14 protein-coding genes and 1 pseudogene are annotated in these 20,038 nt (G+C 45.1%); 2 read left to right on the top strand and 13 right to left on the bottom strand.

The genetic code is table 11. The annotated features are described in order from the left end of the window. Positions 1 to 12 precede the first annotated feature (12 nt). The 11 genes from LCF57_RS05350 to LCF57_RS05300 form a co-directional block, all read right to left on the bottom strand. A complete protein-coding gene (locus LCF57_RS05350; protein WP_225999774.1) occupies positions 13 to 1,449 on the bottom strand; it encodes a glycoside hydrolase family 1 protein in 1,437 nt (478 codons plus the stop codon). After that, entirely contained in the window at positions 1,442 to 2,500 is a 1,059-nt protein-coding gene (gene uxuA, locus LCF57_RS05345) for a mannonate dehydratase (protein WP_225999773.1), read from the bottom strand. Before uxuA ends, LCF57_RS05350 begins: the two co-directional genes overlap by 8 nt. 38 nt (positions 2,501 to 2,538) lie before the next feature. Continuing rightward, entirely contained in the window at positions 2,539 to 3,834 is a 1,296-nt protein-coding gene (locus tag LCF57_RS05340) for a PTS sugar transporter subunit IIC (RefSeq protein WP_225999772.1), read from the bottom strand. 14 nt (positions 3,835 to 3,848) lie between these two features. After that, positions 3,849 to 4,217: a PTS lactose/cellobiose transporter subunit IIA gene (locus LCF57_RS05335; protein WP_226000004.1), complete on the bottom strand. Its 369-nt coding sequence runs from the start codon at positions 4,215 to 4,217 to the stop codon at positions 3,849 to 3,851. 185 nt (positions 4,218 to 4,402) lie between these two features. Then, positions 4,403 to 5,893, bottom strand: a complete 1,491-nt coding sequence (locus LCF57_RS05330; RefSeq protein ID WP_225999771.1) for a BglG family transcription antiterminator — start codon at positions 5,891 to 5,893, stop codon at positions 4,403 to 4,405. Then, positions 5,803 to 6,078 (bottom strand): HTH domain-containing protein, encoded by a 276-nt coding sequence (locus LCF57_RS05325; RefSeq protein WP_225999770.1) that lies wholly within the window; start codon positions 6,076 to 6,078, stop codon positions 5,803 to 5,805. Before LCF57_RS05325 ends, LCF57_RS05330 begins: the two co-directional genes overlap by 91 nt. An 82-nt stretch (positions 6,079 to 6,160) precedes the next feature. Beyond that, entirely contained in the window at positions 6,161 to 7,357 is a 1,197-nt protein-coding gene (locus tag LCF57_RS05320; protein ID WP_225999769.1) for a Ger(x)C family spore germination protein, read from the bottom strand. Beyond that, positions 7,350 to 8,453, bottom strand: coding sequence for a GerAB/ArcD/ProY family transporter (locus LCF57_RS05315; RefSeq protein WP_225999768.1), 1,104 nt, complete (start codon positions 8,451 to 8,453; stop codon positions 7,350 to 7,352). The genes LCF57_RS05320 and LCF57_RS05315 overlap by 8 nt, the downstream gene beginning before the upstream one ends. A 30-nt stretch (positions 8,454 to 8,483) precedes the next feature. Further along, the gene (locus LCF57_RS05310; RefSeq protein ID WP_225999767.1) at positions 8,484 to 10,160 is read right to left on the bottom strand and encodes a spore germination protein; all 1,677 of its coding nucleotides are present in this window, start codon (positions 10,158 to 10,160) and stop codon (positions 8,484 to 8,486) included. A 253-nt stretch (positions 10,161 to 10,413) separates the two neighbouring features. Continuing rightward, on the bottom strand, positions 10,414 to 10,764 hold the full coding sequence (locus tag LCF57_RS05305; RefSeq protein WP_225999766.1) for an Asp23/Gls24 family envelope stress response protein: 351 nt from the start codon (positions 10,762 to 10,764) through the stop codon (positions 10,414 to 10,416). A gap of 48 nt (positions 10,765 to 10,812) precedes the next feature. Beyond that, positions 10,813 to 11,382, bottom strand: coding sequence for a TetR/AcrR family transcriptional regulator (locus LCF57_RS05300; protein ID WP_225999765.1), 570 nt, complete (start codon positions 11,380 to 11,382; stop codon positions 10,813 to 10,815). A gap of 345 nt (positions 11,383 to 11,727) precedes the next feature. Here LCF57_RS05300 and nirB point away from each other — a divergent pair, with 345 nt between their 5' ends. Continuing rightward, positions 11,728 to 14,157, top strand: a complete 2,430-nt coding sequence (gene nirB, locus LCF57_RS05295) for a nitrite reductase large subunit NirB (protein ID WP_225999764.1) — start codon at positions 11,728 to 11,730, stop codon at positions 14,155 to 14,157. A gap of 40 nt (positions 14,158 to 14,197) precedes the next feature. Next, the gene (gene nirD / locus LCF57_RS05290; RefSeq protein ID WP_225999763.1) at positions 14,198 to 14,518 is read left to right on the top strand and encodes a nitrite reductase small subunit NirD; all 321 of its coding nucleotides are present in this window, start codon (positions 14,198 to 14,200) and stop codon (positions 14,516 to 14,518) included. Between the two features lie 56 nt (positions 14,519 to 14,574). On the opposite strand, the pseudogene LCF57_RS27825 reads toward nirD, so the two are convergent. Next, positions 14,575 to 15,922, bottom strand: a pseudogene (locus LCF57_RS27825) (exosporium glycoprotein BclB-related protein). 227 nt (positions 15,923 to 16,149) lie between these two features. Beyond that, entirely contained in the window at positions 16,150 to 20,037 is a 3,888-nt protein-coding gene (locus LCF57_RS05275) for an immunoglobulin-like domain-containing protein (RefSeq protein WP_225999762.1), read from the bottom strand. Position 20,038: the final 1 nt, after the last annotated feature.

The following is a 20,038-nucleotide window of genomic DNA, read 5'->3' as shown; positions in this document are numbered from 1 at the left end:
AGCCGTAACCGATCACTTATACTCTTCATCCAGATTCACATCAAATGAACGTTCCTTAATCGTCGTTTGGTACCAGTAGCCGGATTTTTTTAAATGCCTGCTTCTGTCGTTCTCCAGGTTAATTTCTACTAATCCATAACGGTTTTTAAAAGCATTCATGGGAGAAACATTATCCGTAAAGGCCCACAGCATATAACCTAGGCAGTTGGAACCCGCCTCCACAGCCTTTAACGCATTGTATAAATGCTCAGAAATAAAATCAATGCGGTAATCATCCTGGATTATTTGCTCCTCATTCTTAAAGGCAACTTCATTCTCAATACCCATTCCATTTTCGGCAATAAACCACTCGATATTGTTATATTCGTTCTTGATGCGCATCCCCATATCATAAATAATTTTAGGGTTAATTTCCCAACCTCTTGATTTATTCATTTTTTTGCCTGGAAGATCAAAATGCTCATAGTAGTATGCCGGGTGAAAGGGGGTGCTTTCATTCCAAGCTCTACTTGGTGCTTTTACCCGATGCGGATAATAGAGATTGATACCAACATAGTCAACGGTATTTTCTTTTATTAGATTTAGCTCTTCCGGAGTCGATTCGAATGTAATGTCATGCTTAGCCATTAAGCCGAACAGTTCTTGCGGATATTCTCCTTTGAGGAGAGGGTCCATAAATACTCGATTGTAAAATAAATCATATACATGCGCGGCATACTGATCATGAGGTGCACTCGAACGGGCATAAGTGACTTCAGGATTTAGAATAACGCCTATTTTGGCCCCGTTTTGATGATAGCCTTTTGCTTTGAAGAGCTGCACACACTTGGCTGTAGCCAACGTTTTGTTATAATTCCACTGCATCCACTTCCGAGTATTCTGTTCATAGGGATAGCGTATGGCATCCAGATATACACGAGTCTGGACGACAATCGGCTCGTTGAACGTAAACCAGTGCTTTACCCGATCTCCATACCGCTCAAATACCTTTTCTGCGTATTGAATAAACAGTTCTACTACATGCTTGGATGACCAGCCATCGTATTTATCTAGCAGATCAGCAGGCACCTCGTAGTGCTCCAAACAAATCATCGGCTCGACGCCGCTGGAAATCAACTCGTCAATGACGCGTCCGATATAATCGGCATAGGTTTCATCCACTACAACATTCTCGTAATCTGTCAAAAATCGAGACCAATTAATGGAGGTACGATAGTGTGTCAGGCCAATCTCCTTCATGAGTGAGACATCCTCGGCATAACGATTATAGAAATCGGTGGCACCCGCAGGTCCGTATCCATTATGCCAGACATAGCGGTCATTCTTGTACCATACATCAAGATATGAGTCCTGACCTTCCTTTTTACCACTCCAGCCCTCTGTTTGCCAGGCGGAAGCAGCAGCTCCCAAAATGAAATTGGATGGAATGTGAACCTTATGACTAGCCATGAATTGTTCCTCCTTTTTGTTGAAGCGCTTCCCAGAGGCCTGTTAAATAGGCTGCTCCTAGTGCGCGGTCATACAGTCCATAGCCCGGTTTGCCTTGTTCTCCCCAAATCATTCTTCCATGATCGGGTCTTACATACCCTTCAAATGTATGTTGATGCAGGATTTGAACCAGCTCTGCCATATCGATACTGCCGGATTCCGACAAGTGTGCTGACTCTTCAAAATCACCATTAGGATACCGCTTTACATTACGAAGATGAACAAAATGAACTCGCTTTTGCGAAGCATATTTGTCTAGCATTTTGGGTAGATTGTTGTCTGGTGAACTGCCCAGTGAGCCGCTGCAAAAGGTAACACCATTCGAATGGCTTGGCTGGAGCTCAAGCAAACGATCAAAATCTGCTTCTTTGCTAAGGATGCGCGGCAAGCCGAAAATCGGCCATGGTGGATCGTCCGGATGGATAGCCATTTTAATACCGACATTTTCAGCTGCAGGAATAATTTCTGCCAGGAAATAATTCAGGTTTTCCCAAAGACCTTCTTTTCCCAGTTCTTTGTACTGGCTCATTAAAGCAGGAAGCTCTTCTTTGGGATATGATAAATCCCAGCCTGGAAGTGTAAAATCGGCAATGCCAGGTTCGATCTTTTTCAATTCTTCTCCCGAAAATGCCAAAGCGAACGAACCATCTGGAAGCGGCTTATCAATAACGGTGCGAAACCAGTCAAAGGCCGGCATGAAATTGTAGCAGACTACTTTTATCCCGGCTTTCCCAAGTCTTCTGAGCGTTTCTTTGTAGTTGGCAATATAGCTGTCCCTGGCGGGAAGCCCCAGCTTGATTGCTTCATGTACCGGAACGCTTTCCACCACTTCAAATTGGAGTCCAGCCTGCTCAATCAGGTGCTTGAGTGCCGAGATGCGGTCAGTGGGCCATACTTCTCCGGGAGCAACGTCATAAACTGCGCTTACAATTCCTTTAATATAGGGGACATGTCGGATGTAAGAGAGAGGAATGAGATCCTGCTCTCCATACCACCGAAAAGTCATTTTCACAATGATCAGCTTCTTTCCACTATAAAATGAACTACGTATTATTCAGCAGTACGCTTGTTAGCAATTTTGACGAACGGAAGATAAATAATAATCGCTACCACAATACATATGATCTGAGTAACGACAGCCCCAATGCTTCCACCTGTGGACAGGTAGGCATTAATGATAGGCGGAGTAGTCCACGGCACCATGATAACTGCTTTCCCTGCAAACCCCAGCAGGGTCGAAAAGTAACCGATTGTTCCTGTGATCAGCGGGGTAACAATGAACGGAATAGCCATTAAAGGATTCAACATAATCGGAAGTCCGAAAATGACAGGCTCATTAATATTAAATAGTCCTGGGCCAAATGAAAGCTTGGTAATTTCCTTCATATCCTCACGCTTGGAAGCGATCAAAATGGCAATCAGCAGGGCTAGCGTAATTCCTGAACCACCTATGCTCATATATACATCCCAAAAAGGCATGGTAATAATGTTCGGAATCGGAAGCCCTTGCTCATAAGCAGTCATATTGACGGTGATGGCTCCAAGCAGCAGCGGTTCGCGAATAGGTTTTACCATCTGGTTACCGTGAATGCCGATGACCCAGAAGATTTGTGCGACCAGCATCAGCACCAGTATACCAGGCAATCCTTGTACTACGGTCTCTAGTGGTTTTTGCACGACATTGTAGACAGCGTCGTACAAATAGAGGCCCGTGAATTTATGAAACAAGATTCCAAACGTTGAGAAGACCGTTACGGTTATAATGGTTGGAATAAGTGCCGAGAAGGAAACAGCCACATTACTCGGAACGCTTTCGGGCATTTTGATTTTAAGCCGATCGGACTTGCCCAGCTTGCTATACAGCTCAATGGACAGAATGGATACAAAAATTCCCAAAAACAGACTTTTGGTATCTGTAAACTGACGAGCAAGAACATCGGTTACTTTTTGCATTTCTCCGTTAACCATCAAATCAATCGTTGTTGGTGTCACAGATACAAAACAAATCACAGCGAGTAAGCCTGGAAAGAGATTTTTCTCCCCGTTAATTTTTCCTAGCTCCAAACCAATCATGAAAATGGCTAGTATAGTAAGGATATTTAGGCTGGCATAGTTTATACCTGAAAAAATAGGTTTGTACTCTGCCAAGAATGAGAAGGGTTTAAAATGCGCGAGTCCGTTAACCGGGTCCATGACCATATTAGAAATCAATACAGCAAAGGCACCTACAATAATCACAGGCATTAAGGTGATAAAGGCGGTTTTTATGGCAACGATATATTTAAAATTATTAATCGTATTGGCTACAGCCGTGAGGCCGTTGACCAATTTTTCTTTGAAAGCCATGGGATAGCCCCCCTTTATGATTTTGAGCCTAGATGTGCAATCCGTTCATACAGGTCTACAAATTCTGAGGCCATATCTCGAATGGAAATAGCGTTCATTAAATGATCCTGTGCATGTACGATCATGACTGACATTTCTGTTTTTTCGCCCGATGCTTCTCTTCGGATGAACTGGGTTTGGATTTTATGTGAGGATACCAACTCGTTGCTGGATACAGTTAGTTGCTCTCTTGCTTCCTCAAATTTTCCTGCCTTTGCAAGCTCAATAGCTTCCATAGCTGAACTACGTGCATTTCCTGCATATAAAATGATTTGAAATACAAACTCCGTGTCGTCTATTTGTTCCGCGCTTACATCTGAATTTTTAGTCTCATCGCTAGTCACGTTATTCAATTCCCTTTGATTTAATTATGTTGATGTAGGCTTATTATAAACTGGAACCGCTTTCAATAAGGCGTATGTTTTTTCCTCTTCTTAACGGAAATTAAACCTTCTCTCTAGATTTATTTTGGGCAGCAAAAGAGAAAGGACCTTTGCTATTTAAGCTGAGGTCCTTGTTTGCTTCAATATTATTTAAGACTGTATAGCGTCTGTGTTTTACGACGTTGTATACAGAGCATACAAACAAACTGAACTGGCTTACCATCCCAATCAATGGCTTTTTGTAAAGTACAGATAGCCCAAAAGGTTGAGTGGGCCAATGGTTCCATTGGATGCGGGATCGCGACCAGATTCCCAAATGCAGTAGGAGATACTGCTTCCCGCTCTATGACAGACTGTAGCAGCGGTCCGTTTACAAGATCGGCTGCTTGTATTTTTTCGGATAAAAATTCAAGCACTTTGAGTTTGTTATCGAATTTTTGCTGAAGAAAAACCATCTTTTTCCGAACATACTGCACAGCCGGAGGTTTTGCCTCTGAGAGGGCGCTTTCAAGCTTATGGATATCGGAACCATCCAAAAATGTATTTACATGAATCAGAGGAACGGAAAGTGGTTCGGAAAGTGGAATGGTACTGATGACAAAATCCAGTGTATCCAGCGACATCTGTTTAAGCTTATACAGCTCCGTTATACCTACAATCTCCAGTTTGGAGCCGAATGTCGATTGAAGCTTATAATACAGCAGTTTGGCGCTACCGAGTCCAGAGGCACATACGATCATCGTTCTTTTGGGTCTACCTTTTATTTTTTTTCTTTCCATGGCACCGCTGATATGAATAGCCAAATGACCAATTTCGTTCTCCTCAATTTGTATACCCAGTTGCAGCTTAACCATTTCAGCTGCAATGATCCCCGCTTCAAAGGCAAGCGGGTAATTGGTTTTGATTTTATCCAGCATAGGATTCCGTGAATTCATTCCGAATTTATGACGGTTAATGAGCGGCTTGAGGTGAAGACACAAACCAATCAGTAATTCTTTATCGCTACGAATGTCCATTTTTAGCTGCTCATCGATTTGATTGAGTATTATAATAGTTAATTCGTATATATCTTTATCAATGATGGCTTTAATTTCTTCTTCATCCATATGGGCGGTGACAATGGTCCTCACGCCTAATAGATGTATGGCAATATAGGCAATTTCAGCAGACGGAAAAGAGTGCCCCATTTTTTGCTCGAGATCAAGTACGATTTCAGATGCGACCTTAAATTCTTTTTGTGCTTCAATTTTTTTGATCTCTGAAGGGTAATACGAAACGTATCTTTCATCTCGTATGCGCTTACATGCAATTGCAATATGAATAATGAGATTATTCAGCGCTATGTCTGATAGTTGAATTTGGTTGAGCTCAATCCGTTCCAGAATGACTTCTCTAATTAAATCCATGTCTTCATCAGAGATAATGGGGAGCGTAGAAAGCTTGCGATCGCTTATCTCGTCTCGCCTGCCGAATAAACAATCGGATATGCAATAACGAAGTTTGGCTTCACTACCTTTAATTTTAATGCCGTTATGCGGACGATTCTCTAGTGATAATCCATAAGCCGCAAGAATTTTGCGCATATCTTTGAGGTCGCTTTGTAACGTGTAACGGCTGACATATAATGTTTCAGCCAAATCTCCAGCTTGTAGCCAGTCCCTTTGAGCGACTTGATGGTTGCTCCATGCTCGGACAAGAATGTATCCAATTCCTTTAGATCCGTTCGGATGGTTCGTGTCGATACATTCAACTCATTTGCCAGATGTTCTCCCTTAATAATCTGCTGAGCAGCCAATAGATGAAGAATATCGAAAATACGCAAGATGCGACTCCTTTCGTATCGGTGATGATAAGAAGTATACATTATTCTAAAGTGCTATGCTAAGCTTAATCAAGGGAGGACTTTATTCGGCAGATGAACCTAAGTCCGTAATGGATAATTTAATATCAAAGGTTACTGGTATTTGACTGAATTTATAATCCCAATCGTCCTTTACCTTTTTCCACACTTGAGGTTTTTCAATATTTAAGTGTTCGCCGAAACCGGCAACATCGACTTTATATTCCGACTGTAGCTTGTGCATAAGAGACTTAATCCTTCTAGTCACTTCCTTTTCAAATTCTTTCTCAGCTTCTTTCATGACTCGCGTCTTGGTCGGGTCCATTTTATCATCCCAGTTTTCGATTAAGCGTCCTTTGGATTTAATCTTGACATGAAAGGAGATATCGTTTCCCTTGGCCACCTTAGTCAGTATTTTGCTTTCTACCGATTTGATCTCATAAGTTATAGGTTGATTCCGCTCATCATACGTTTTGATAGCTCCGCCCTTAACATCACCTTTAATCCATGCAATACTTTCTACCTCTTGTTGCCCCAATTTACCGATCCAATGACCGGTATCTCCCTTAATAATGCCGGCCCCTGAAAATTCAAACTCTTCTTGGGCTTTTATAATGTTTTGCAGGATATAGCTTTTTTTGGAATGCATCAATCCATCAAGTTCAGATAAATTGACCCCTCTCATCAGCTTGCTGGTTCTGAAATGGTTCCGAAGCATATACAAAAGATGAAAGGAGGGGACCTCTTCTTTATATTTTGTAACTAATGTGTCATCTGCTCGTTCCTGACTTAAGAAAACCAGGCAGCTAGGCCGAATATCATTATCACGAAGCACAAAATCCATCAATTGCTGCATCGTCTGTTGTTTCGCCAGTTCAGTGGAAACCACAATGACCTTTAGATGTTGACCAATAATAGGGCGATCCAAGCGGATGGAGTATTGCCGGAAGATTTCAAATAAAGAATCTCCGGTGCCAGCTATATTGATATAGTTTGGCCCTTGTGATCCACCGCCTTGTTTACCTGCGCCCCCAAAAGATTTTTTTGGGACGATTTGTATGCTGGCCGTAATTTTATTTTTCTTGAAGTAATGGCTGCCTTTCTTCTCCAGTTCTTGTTCCATCGGAGTAAGTTCACCCTTATCCAGAGCCAGTCCTGTATATATGCTTAGTTCCTCCACTTCTTTGCTGCTCCAACAACCAGCCTGAGTAACCAGAAGAATGAAGGCAAGCAGCAAAGATAGGATATGTCGTCTACACATTTTGCTTCATTCCCTTCTTCCTGATCATAAAAATGATGGAAAGAAGTACCGGAACCAGAAAGAATAAAATGATTCCCATGTATCCAATCGCATCGCCGAGACTAAACACTTCAGTCATACGTACAGGAGTCATAGTGGAGATAAAGACAATCGGGATTAAGCCAAATATAGCATAACGATATTTAAGGCCAAACACCTGTGAGACACCTAAGGATGCATTAAAGTAAAAACTGCAGAAATTACAAAACATTTGCATCATCCAGATCACCAGCAGTGGAAACTCAAGACGTTCAAAAAGAAATCCCGAGATTTCAAAACTGCGCATTAAATTAATGGTGGGCCAGGTACTTGTCACAGTAGAATCCACGGATAACCCACCGACCACCATAACGACTGTCAAGAAGTACAATGCCCAAGGGATACTGATCCCCACTACCATGGCTTTGACTGCTTGTTTAGGATGCTGTAGGAAAGCGACCAGTGTCATGACTACTTCACATCCAGTGAAGACAAGGACTGTCGATTTTAGCCCCTTGATTACAGGAAGAATTCCGTTACTCAATACGGGACGAAGATGATCCATTTCAAAGATCCTAAGGCTAAGGATAAAACAGAGGAGCAGAAAGAAGAGACTGATCGGGAGTACAATCTGGTATAGTCGTGCGATAGAATTAATGCCTCCAAAGACCAGATAACTTCCCACCCAGATGAATGGAATCACAATCGCCCAGACGGGTGTACCTTCGAGCAGAAAAAACATCGTCACTTCAGCCAAAACGCGAATTTCAAAGCCAGCGATGATTAGAAAGTATATTATTAATAACAGGCTTAAAAAACCTCCCGGAATGATGCCCACGATTTTTCTAGAGTATTGATACACGGTGTTTTCGGGAAACTGTTGACTTAATTTCACCATTAGCAAGACCACTAATATGACAATACATCCACCTATCAGGACAGAAAGCCATGCATCAGGAGTTTGTACCGCTTCAGTTACACCTCTGGGCAGTGTCAAAATCCCTGCGCCCAACACTGTATTGGTCAGGAATACTGCTGCCTGTGTGGATGTAATCTTATCATCATTGCGTTTAAACATAATCATTCCTCCTTCCTCTGGATATTAAGACTAAGATCTGCGCTTGTTTTGCTGAGTTTTCATCATCGCGGGTCTTCGTTTCATTAAACTTAAAGGTACGCGGATATATAGATCTTTCCAATCTTTTAGACGTATGGGTGTGAAAGGAGTAATGTACGGTACCCCAAAGCTTTTTAATTTCGTCAGATGGATACAAATTAACAGAAAGAACAAAATCGTTCCGAACATGCCCAAAACTGCTGCAAAGAGCATTCCGGCAAAACGCAAAAGACGCAAGGTAATGCCCGCACTGTATGTCGGAATCGAAAAAGAAGAAATGGCAGTAACCGAAACCACAATCACAAGGAATGGGCTAACAATGCCTGCATTTACAGCAGCATCGCCGATGACCAAACCTCCCACAATGCCCATCGCAGGACCAATGGGTTTAGGCAATCGTATGCCGGCTTCCCGCAAGATTTCGATAGAAATTTCCAGAATCATAACTTCTATGACAGATGGAAAAGGGACGCCTTGACGGGTTTCAATGATGCTAATGACCAGCCTGGTCGGAATCAAACCGGGATGAAACGATATAAAAGAGATATATAAAGCAGGACCCATAAGCGCTATAAAAGCTCCAGTAAATCGCAATAGGCGTAAAAGTGTCCCTGGGATCCAGCGCTCATAATAATCCTCTGGAGACTGAAGCAGCATACTGAAGGTCACCGGAACAATGAGGGCAAAGGGAGTACCATCCAGCAGAATCGCTATTCTCCCTTCCATCAAAGCATTCATGACACGGTCGGGGCGCTCTGTGTTGTGAGCCTGCTGGAATGGACTTAAATAATTGTCCTCAATTAGTTGTTCCACATAGCCGGATTCAGGTAAAAAATCCATGTCTATTTTGGAAATTCTGTGGTTCACTTCTTGAAGCAGCTCCGGGTTCACAATATCCTTGATGTACGCGATAACCAGATCTTTTTTGATTCTGCTTCCAACCTGGAATTTCTTTATCTCCAGACTTTTGTTTAAGCCTTGGCGTCGAAGCATCGAAGTATTTTCACTTAATACTTCCGTAAAGCCGATTCTAGGACCCCGAAGTAATGCTTCAGAGGTCGGTTCATTCACGGAGCGGATCGAGCCGTTAGGGGCCCCGACCAGCAGTGCTCCGTTCATTCCTTCAATTAATAACGCGGTATGGCCTAAAAGGATAGACTCGTGCAGCTCCTCCATATTGGCAACTTCACTGATTTGTGTAAGTGGCATCAAGCTTTCTTTGATAAAAGATTTACTTATATTCTCGCTGGTACTCTCCTCCGGTTGTTCCTGTTGGCCCTCAAACATCAGTACCTGCAATACCTGCTTGTTCATAAGCTCCTCATCTTGCATACCTTCTATAAAGATCAACACAGATCGTGCATGAAATTTCTTCACCATAAACTCACGAAAATGCACATCGCTATTTCCGCCTATAGCGGCTTGGAGCGATTTCAAATCGGCATCATAATCCCCTGTAATGCTGGAGCCCGATTCCTGCTGCTGATCAGCGTGGTCTTTGTCATCCTTAGAACGCTCAGTAGACTGTTTGGGATGCGCTCCCTTACTGCCCACAAGCGAATAAATCGAGGTATTTATATAATAAATCCCTAATGGAACAATCAACGCGAGGACGGCCTGAAATAATGTAACCCAGCTTGGAATATAAGGAACTATTTTAGACCACATGATAATGCCCCCCAAACGATTCGATTCATTTCCCCGTAGAATAGCAGATTGTCCATAAAGTATTCCTTGTAAAGGATTTATTTACACATGGAATATGAAAAGGAGACAGACTAAAAAAAAGGGACCGGCTGCTACAGCAGCTGGTCCCTTTGTCATTTCACCCTTTTGATCATTCTGTACAACGAAAAAGCCGGCCTGTTCACTTCCATTATCTCCCTTATCATTTATGCCTATCACTTATTCATTTCTCCGACTAATGAATGGGTAGGGATATCCCTTGAACTTTGACGTTTATCATGCCAATGGATAGGCCCGTATACCTCTCAATGGCCTCCCGAACATTCTTCTGTAACTCTCTGCCTACATCGTACATTTTTGTTCCGTAATGAACGACAATGCTTAAATCGACATCCAACCCTGATTCTGTCATATGAAGTTCAATGCCATTTTGCAGGCTTTTCCCACTTAACTTGTTGGTGATTCCTTCGACGACTCCCGTTGACATCGATGCAATTCCCATTGTTGCCGTTGCTGTCTTGCCAATGATTTTAGAAATAGCATCCTTGGAAATCGCAATACTTCCCAGTACGTTTTGAATTAACATGTAGATTCCTCCTCGTGTGGTTCGTCTCTTCATGTTGCAGTATGACCATTACTCAGTTGCTTTGAATCCATGATAAAAAGTATTTACAACCATTGCTGCGGCAGAGTTTTTCGCGATATTACCGTTCTTTACTTGCTGCCATGTTAGAAATAGCAGCGAGTAGAGGACATCCATGATCCATTCTTTATCGATATGTGGCTGAAAATAACCTTTCTGTTGCAATATTTCTATTACATGCAATATGGGTTCTCTTAGCTTCTGATCTGCTTCTTCAATCTCCTTGTTATAGTTGACGGATGCATCATGAGCAAGGAAATAAATTTTGTCTCCTAACGGAATAAGTGCCTCAATCAATTCTGGAATGTAGTTTTCATAGTTATCCTCATCCAAAGAGATTCCTTTTATGGTTTCACTTACAACTTCGATGGCCCGAAATCCCAGATGAATCATCAATTGCTCTCTGCTTTCAACATAGCGATGCAAGGTGGCGATACCAATTCCTGCATAATCTGCAATCTCGTTCATGGAGGCGGTTGGCCTTTCGATAAGTAGCATGGTGGCTACGTCCAACAGGCTATTAAGCCTCATTTGCTTGATTGTTGTCATGTCCTTCTTCATTGAAAATCCTTCTCTTATTGATAATTTTTATAATTAATTGATAGTATTTTGTATCATTTAATTGAATTTTAAATCAAGAATCAAGAACAGTCAAATCCAAGCATCCACTTTTCAGAAATCAACATCATAGCTCGATTTTTTTGATTCTTACCTTAATCCCTTGAATTTGAATAGGGAACTCCCTCGACATGTACAACTCTAACTATATTGTGACTGAAATCACATATAACATAACCCACGACATTAGAATAGAAGCATAGACAATATTTAAATAGACAATATTTAATAGGATCGTAGGAGTAGTCGTCGGTAGGAATGTCGTCGAATGAATGGAGGAACCGGTATATGATAAACAGTAAACAAAAGCTTGTGGTTATAGGTAACGGGATGGCTGGTATCAATACGGTCGAACAAATTCTAAAATTAACGGATAAATATGAAATTACAGTCCTTGGAAATGAGCCTCATCCGAACTATAACAGGATCATGCTCTCTTATGTTTTGGAGGGGAGTAAAACCATCGAGGACATTATACTGAATGACCTGCAATGGTACGAGGACCAAGGTATTACTTTATATACTGGGAAAACGGTGCGCAGCATCGACGGGGAAGGAAAGAGGATTCACACTGAGGACGGGCTTGAAATTGATTACGATGTAGCTTTGGTGGCTACTGGCTCCCAGTCGTTTATTTTGCCTATTCCAGGTAAAGAATTACCGGGCGTCATCGGTTTTCGGGATATTGCCGATTGTTCAGCAATGCTTGAGGCGGCCAAAACCTATAAAAAGGCAGCGGTCATTGGTGGAGGGCTGTTGGGACTGGAAGCGGCTAAAGGTCTAGTCAATCTCGGCATGGACGTAACGGTTGTTCATTTGATGGAGGATTTGATGGAACGTCAGCTCGATCGGGAAGCCTCTGCGATGCTGAAAGCAGAACTAGAACGCCAGGGAATCAAGTTTGCTATGCAAATGCAAACTGCAGAGGTGTACGGTCAGGATCGGGTACAGGGACTGCGGTTCTCGGATGGAAGCGAACTGGAAGCGGATTTAGTCGTTATGGCCGTTGGGATCAAGCCCAATATTCAGGTGGCTGTGCAAAGTGGTATAGAAACAAAACGTGGAATTGTAGTCGATGACTTGATGAGGACCTCCATGCCGGATGTATATGCTGTAGGGGAGTGTGCTGAACACCGCGGGATTTGTTACGGCCTGGTTGCTCCGCTTTTTGAACAGGGAAGTGTCATTGCCAAGCATTTCGCAGGTGCAGATACTGAAGGCTATCAGGGATCAGTGGTTTCCACCAAGCTCAAAATTTCAGGGGTGGATGTTTTCTCAGCTGGCGAATTCATAACTGCTCCTGAACATACGGTGATTGTGGCAAAGGATGAGTGGAAGCGCACCTACAAAAAAGTGCTGCTTCGTGAAAATAAAATTGTCGGAGCGGTGCTGTTCGGAGATGTGAGCGAATCCGCCAGCCTACAAAAATATGTGCGGCAGCAAACGCTGATGACTGATGAAATATATGGACAGCTCATGGGTACCGGATGCAGTAAAGACGGGGCTAAAGCCTTATCCGCTGAAACGATGGCTGATGATGAAATTGTCTGCGGCTGCAACGGTGTGACTAAAAAGGCAATTGTTGATGCGATCAATGAAAATGGACTGACAACAGTCGACGAAATTAAGGCATGTACCGGGGCGACACGGTCCTGTGGGGGATGCAAGCCGGTCGTTGAACAAATTCTCCAGTATGTCCTAGGCGACAGCTTCAAGTCGGCTGCCAAGCAGGGAATATGTGGCTGCACAACCTTGAGCCGGGATGAAATTGTTGCAGCGATCCGAACCAAGGGCCTTACAACGACGCGTGAAGTTATGAATGTACTAGGTTGGCAGAATGATGAAGGATGCTCCAAATGCCGCCCGGCACTGAATTACTATCTGGGAATGATTAATCCAGATACCTATGAAAATGAAGAAGATTCCCGGTTTGTGAATGAGCGACTGCACGCCAACATTCAAAAGGATGGAACATTTACAGTTGTGCCAAGAATGTACGGCGGTGTTACGACTCCGGAGGATTTGAAAAAAATAGCGGATGTTTCTCTTAAATACAACGTTAAAGTTGTTAAAGTAACAGGGGGACAGCGGCTAGATTTGATTGGTGTCCGCAAAGAGGATTTGCCTAAGGTATGGGAAGAACTCGACATGCCGTCGGGATATGCCTACGCGAAATCGCTTCGTACAGTTAAAACCTGTGTCGGGTCACAATTCTGCCGCTTTGGCACACAAGATTCCATGGGAATGGGCGAGGTGCTGGAACGGAAATTTGAAAGATTGGATTTTCCGGCGAAATTTAAATTAGCGGTCAATGGGTGTCCGCGCAACTGTGCCGAATCATGTACGAAGGATATCGGAATTGTGGGTAATGATGGGGGCTGGGAGATTTTTATCGGCGGAAACGGCGGTATAAAAGCGCGGCTGGCTGATTCGCTCTGCAAAGTGAAAACGGACGCTGAATTGATTGATATTGTGGCAAGTGTGATGCAACTGTACCGGGAAACAGGCCAATACCTGGAACGTACTTCGGAATGGGTTGAACGGACCGGCCTTGAAGAGATTCGGAAGGCTGTCGTCCACGATATAGACAATCGCAAAGCTTTAATAGAACGGATTGAGTTTGCACTGCAACAGGTTGAAGACCCATGGAAAAAGATTATCCATGATGCGGATTCGCGTAAGAACTTATTTGAGGTCGTTACACCATCTATTGTATGAATTATTTAGATCATGCCTAGAGAAGGGAGCAATCAAGCGAATGATCAAACATGCTGAATGGCTTATCGTCGGTAACAGTAAGGATTTTCCAACTAGAATTGGGCGGACGATCCGGTTGGATGATAACGAAATTGCAGTATTCCGCACTTCTGAGAACAAGCTTTACGCTGTTGAAAATTCCAGCCCGCATCCTAAAGGGGGGCCGCTTACCGAAGCGATGGTATCCGGTCATTACATTTATGACCCGCTATGTGACTGGAAGATTGATTTGGAGACAGGTATTGTTCAAGAGCCTGATACCGGGCAAGTCAAAACATTCGACATTCGGGAAGACGGAGAAGAAGTGAAAATATCGCTTTAATACAAATGACAAGAGCCTCACAGGACCTAATCCTGTGGGGCTCTTGTCATCCTGAATCAGGTAATGGTAATACCTGCGCTCGCATAACCGATAACGGTGTTAAGAAGAGAGGCACCAGTAGCGGTTGCGGAGAAGACCAGAAGCAGTCGGGTTCCCGCTGTTACCGGTATAGCCAATCCGGTATTGATGCCACTGGATATTGCCCCTAAAGCGATGATACCAGTCAGTGGTGGAGTTAATGTAACAGTAGCTCCGGGGACCGCTGTAAAGGTGTTATTAGGTGCTGAGGAACTAAACAATTGGGCAGTGATGGATATAGATGAACCGATAAGGGTAAGCCCGGCCGTTGTACTGAAATATCCGGCAATGGATGTAATTACACCATCCCGTGGAACGGAAAAAGCGAAGTTGATCAGTGGTCCTGCAAGTGCACCTGTCAGGTCAATGGCTCCGCCTATAAGGTTAACCCCTGTTGTCGAGCTTCCGAAGCCGATCAAACTTGTGGTTCCTACCAATCCGCCAGCAATGGTGGTCATAATCGCTGGTCCACCTGAAGCAAACGGAATGATTGCCCCCGAACCAGTGGCTCCGGTAGGTCCAGTCAGTCCAGGCAAGCCGTCCGCGCCCGTAGCGCCAGTCGCCCCCGCGAGCCCGGCAATGCCATCGGCGCCCGTGGCTCCGGTAGGTCCAGCGGGTCCGGCAATGCCATCGGCGCCTGTTGCCCCTGTGGCGCCCGTAGCCCCTCCGGCAGGACCCGCCGCCCCTGTGGCTCCGACGGGTCCTTCAGGCCCAGCAGCCCCGATCGGCCCAGCGGCTCCGACAGGTCCAGTAGCTCCAACTGGCCCCGCAGGCCCGGCAGGCCCCGGTGGTCCCGGAACCCCTGCTGGACCCGGAGCACCCACAGGACCTGGAGGTCCAGCAGGCCCTTGTGGGCCAGGGCCCCCTGAATATATGCTTCGTATGTTTCACCTAATGCGTTGCTAATAGTCGTTCCTGTCGTTCTGATCGCACTAATCAGACTGTCTTTAAAAACAGGATCAAGGGATTCCTGTAGAACGATAGACAATAGGGCATCCAGAAGCTGTTGCAGTGTAGTTCCTACACTAATCGGCGAGAAAGGTGCTGCTTCTAGCGCCACGATAGCCAGCTCCAATGCTGCCAATAAGTCTGCCTTAACCCCATTTCTAAGTCTTAAGCTTTTCGCCAGAATTAACAATTGTTTTAAAATTTGCTGCAATGAAGAAACATTAGCTGCTGAGGGATTTTCAAATACGAGTGGGATGATCGCGGTCAATTCATGAATAAGCTTGAGAAGAGCCTCAATACTTCGATTAACTTTTGTTGGTTTCGGTCTTCATCTTTTTTTGAAGCGCCACTGAACCTGAACGGCTTTTTATGTTTCATGCTCTTAATATCTCCTCCTCACCATCTTCCTACTACATGAGGTGACAAGTGGTTAATCGCCCCGCTTCACAGGTATTATTTAATATATTTACTGAAGCAAAAAGGGTGAACAAACAAGCAAAAATGAATGTTGGAGGCTTGTACATGAAAAAAGCGCGGTCCCCGAGAAGCTTGGGGCCGCGCTGTATTTATTTGTACTCTGTCTAATTTAAGGGTCCTTAACACTCTTATTTGAAAATACGTACCAGTATTTCAGCCAGCTCGCCTCTGCTGATGGCTGCCTTCGGTCTGAGCGTCCCATCAGGATACCCGTTAATCCAGCCGGAGCCAACAGCATTTTCGAATGCAGTGGAAGCCCAGGAAGCAATCTGCGGATCATCCTTATAGGACTGCGGTACAGCCTTGCTTGAAGCAGATATTTTATCCGCTAATGCATGTGACAGGATCACCATCGCCTGTTCTCGGGTAAGGCTCTCATCAGGGCCGAATGTCTGAACGGTTAGCCCCTGAATCCATCCCTGACGATGAGCGGCATCCACGGCTGCTACAGCCCAGTGTCCTTCCATATCAGTAAAATTGGTAGATGTAGCTTCGTCTTCAGTAGTCCCCAAAGCTCTGGTCAGTATGGACACAAATTCTGCACGGCTTACCGCGCGCTCAGGGCGCATGTTGCCGTCTTTATATCCTTGTATCCAGCCTTTGGCTGCAAGAGATTGCAGGGATTTCGCTGCCCAATGGCCTTGTACATCCGGCCATACCTGAGCTAGCTCTTGCGAATCCGGCGAATTTACGGGGGCATTTTGCACATTTGTCTGACCGGTTTGAGGCTTTGCGTCGGTAGAGACGGCAACGGCAAAGGTATTTAACCGAGTTGTATTCAGACTCACACCCGACAAAATTCCTCTTGAATCCATCACAGCAGTGCCTTTTAGAATCTCACGCTCGCCATTTTCATGAATAGCAAGAATAGAGAATTGAGGTTCCGCATTCTGCAATTTGTTTAAGGATTCGTTATCCAGCGGTAGAACGATGGACGAGGTTCCTGTCACGTTGGCTTTGATGTCTACAATCGGGCCTATTAGCTTCAGGTTGGATTGTTGCTCGGCCCAATCACGCATCTGCTGTGCGCGTTCTGCATCCGCATGCTGGAAGGACAGGGTAACGTCCTGCTGGCCTGGGGCCATGCGGGTTAAGGCGTCGCTGGATATCATCAGTGTTCCATATCGGGATATTACCGCAGCTCCAACCTTATCCCATTTATTCAGCAAAGCTCGAGAAAGGATAACACGACTAATTTGCTTTTCCTGCTCCGAACGAATGTCTGCGTATGCCTTGCCTTCCCGAAGTGCTTGTTGTATCTGTTCATCGAGATATGCCGCTGTCGGAACAAAGAGGGAGACCTCTTTTCCTTGCTCGGAGGTTCCTGCCTGTAGAAACTGATCTTCCTCGTTATCTTTGTTAGACTTGCCCGTGTCCATACTAATCTTGGCAGGGATAATGACTTCTATTGCTTGTGTCAAAGCATGAGAACCATCACTTACCTTTATGACATTCAATACTACAGATACAACGGATGAAGTTACTGCTTGAACAATAGTTCCATCTGTCCGTACGATGTCTGGCTGGCTACTGCTGCTGATGGTCAGACGGAAACCATCGGGAACAGCAGGCAACCTGAGCAGCGTATCACTTGCTGTAGGGGCTGGTATGCTTGTGATGGAATCCGCGACACGCTGGGCGGTTAAGCCTTGAGCATATACTAACCCCGAGGGAGCGCTCTTCATGCCATTTGCGCTTTGTATCACATAGTAGCTGGCCCCCTCGGGAACGGGTGTAAATATATATTTTCCTTCTGCGGAAGCGGTTCCTTCCGCTATAAGCTCTTGCTGGGCATTGTACAGCTCCAGACGAGCCCCCGGCAAGGCACCCGTAACGATCACCGAGCCGATACTCTCAGTGCCTGCTGCGGCACCAACCGCACGGGGCAGTACGTTTACACGGCGTTCGGCTGGCTCTGCCGTCCAGCCTCCATTGTCGCTATAAGCATAGTTCAATACGTATATGCCGGGCACATTTGTGTCGACATTACCGCTACCTGACAGCTCAGGGATCAGAACATTGCCGTAGACGCTGTCCAGTACACTGGCTCCCGGATCGGTGAAGCTGTCGCCGGTTTCCAGAACAATCGGGTTATTGCCGTTCAATCGTACATAAGGTGTATTCGGCAGTGCCTTCAACACCGTAATGGTGAATGTTCTTTCTACAAAAGCCGTACCTTTAGAAATGATTGCCTTTAACTGTACATTCACATCACCGTCTGTATATTTGGGCCGATTCACCTGACCGCTGCTGCTGAGGACATCCGGTTGATCCGAGGACCAGTCGATCTGGGTATCGAATGCCCCGGTATGGGGCAGAGCGATAGAATCCTTAATCCCTTGTGGGTAATCCAGTTTCAGTGTATTTGCCGCCAAGTTCACTGCTTCATCCGCACTTACGGGCAGTGCAGGCACGAGCAGGCTGAATGTTTTTCGAAGCTCAACTCCGCCTCTTGACAGAACCGCTTCCAGCGTAATGTTCTGATCACCCTGTACATAGCTCGGGAATGTGACATGTCCAGTATGATCCAGGAATTCAGGCTGATTTGAAGTCCATGACACCTGAACGCCATTCAGAGCGTCTGTCGGCAAATATACGTCTCCGGTTACTGTAGTCATCGGCAACTCAAGCGCCCTGTATGCTGCGTCAACGGCTTCAGTATCGCTCATTGGCAGACTGAGTACATGGGCAGTGAAATTCTTTGTTTTCGACAAGCCAGCGAGTTGCAGGGTAGCTGTCAGGGTAACGTCAGTATCTCCATGACTATAGGAGGGTCTGGTGAGGGTTCCATCTGCGGCAATAATAAGCGGTTTGGCTGTGGACCATTCGATCAGCACACCACCATAACCGGATAAAGGAAGAGATATATTATCTTTTACCGCAGTCAAATCGCCAAGCGAGAGATGATCCGCCGCCTGATCCAGTGTATCTTGAGCAGTAGCTTTCAGAACCGTAACCTCAAAAGTTCGGGTATCTGAAGCGGTTCCCTTTGTAATCGTTGCGGTCAGCGTTACTTTCTTATCTCCCGCATCGTAGCTTGGACGCGTTACAGCACCCTCTTTTGTAATGACATCCGGGCTATCCGAGCTCCAACTCACCGTCGTACCGTTCAATCCAGTCCGTGGCAATACCAGTGGCTGTGATACCGCAGCAGCAGAATCTCCGGAGGCGAAGCCTAGCGCAAGTGCGTCTTTGGCCTGTGCAACATCATCGGCATCCGTAGGAATGTTCACTGTGACCTCTGAGGGAGTACTTTCTCCTTTAGCATTCACAGCCTGCAGACTGTACAGAGCCTCGCCTGGTGGCAAGGCTGAAGTGTCTATAAATTGGGTTAAGCTGCCCGTATACAGTGTAACGCCATTTCGTATGACCTTGTATGAAGATGTATAAGGAACGGAATCCCAGCTCAATTCCACCGTATTTCCCTTTTTAATTCCCGTAAAATGACCCGGAGCCTGCGGAATGGGTAATCGCTCCCCATAAGCTTCAAATTCCAGAATAGAAGCCCATAGATTGTTTCTCGCATTTCCTTGATCAATATATAATTTCAAGTATCGTGCAGTTACAGGAGTGATGCTCTTTTCAAAATGAGGGTTCGCATTATCCTGAACGGTATCGACCGTGACCCAATTGCTTCCGTCACTGCTCGTTTGCAATCGAAAGCTGTAAGGGTCACGTTGATCCTGCCATCCATCCATGATCCCCATACCTGCTACAGCGTAACGATCTACGATATACCAGTCTCTCAGATCCACCTGAATCCATTTTTCACCGTTGCTGGCTTGATACCAGCGGCTTGTCGGTTCATAGGAACCGTCTACTGCTTTACTGGCCTCATATGGCTGGGTGTAGCCGCTTGATGTGGCTGGTTTGTTAAGCACTACATTTTCCGAGCCAGCAGCACTGGCCTCATTCGTCCCTATGAGTAAAGCAGCTCCGCCGAGGAAGGGCAGCAACGGAATCAGCAAGCGATAGGGTTTCAATTTATTGCGTGTGAAGTTATTGCCTTCGAGCACG

The organism is Paenibacillus sp. BJ-4 (genome assembly GCF_020404765.1).
GTDB lineage: Bacteria > Bacillota > Bacilli > Paenibacillales > Paenibacillaceae > Paenibacillus.
The sequence above is the reverse complement of the archived record's forward strand: the minus strand, read 5'-3'. Positions and strand labels throughout refer to the sequence as shown.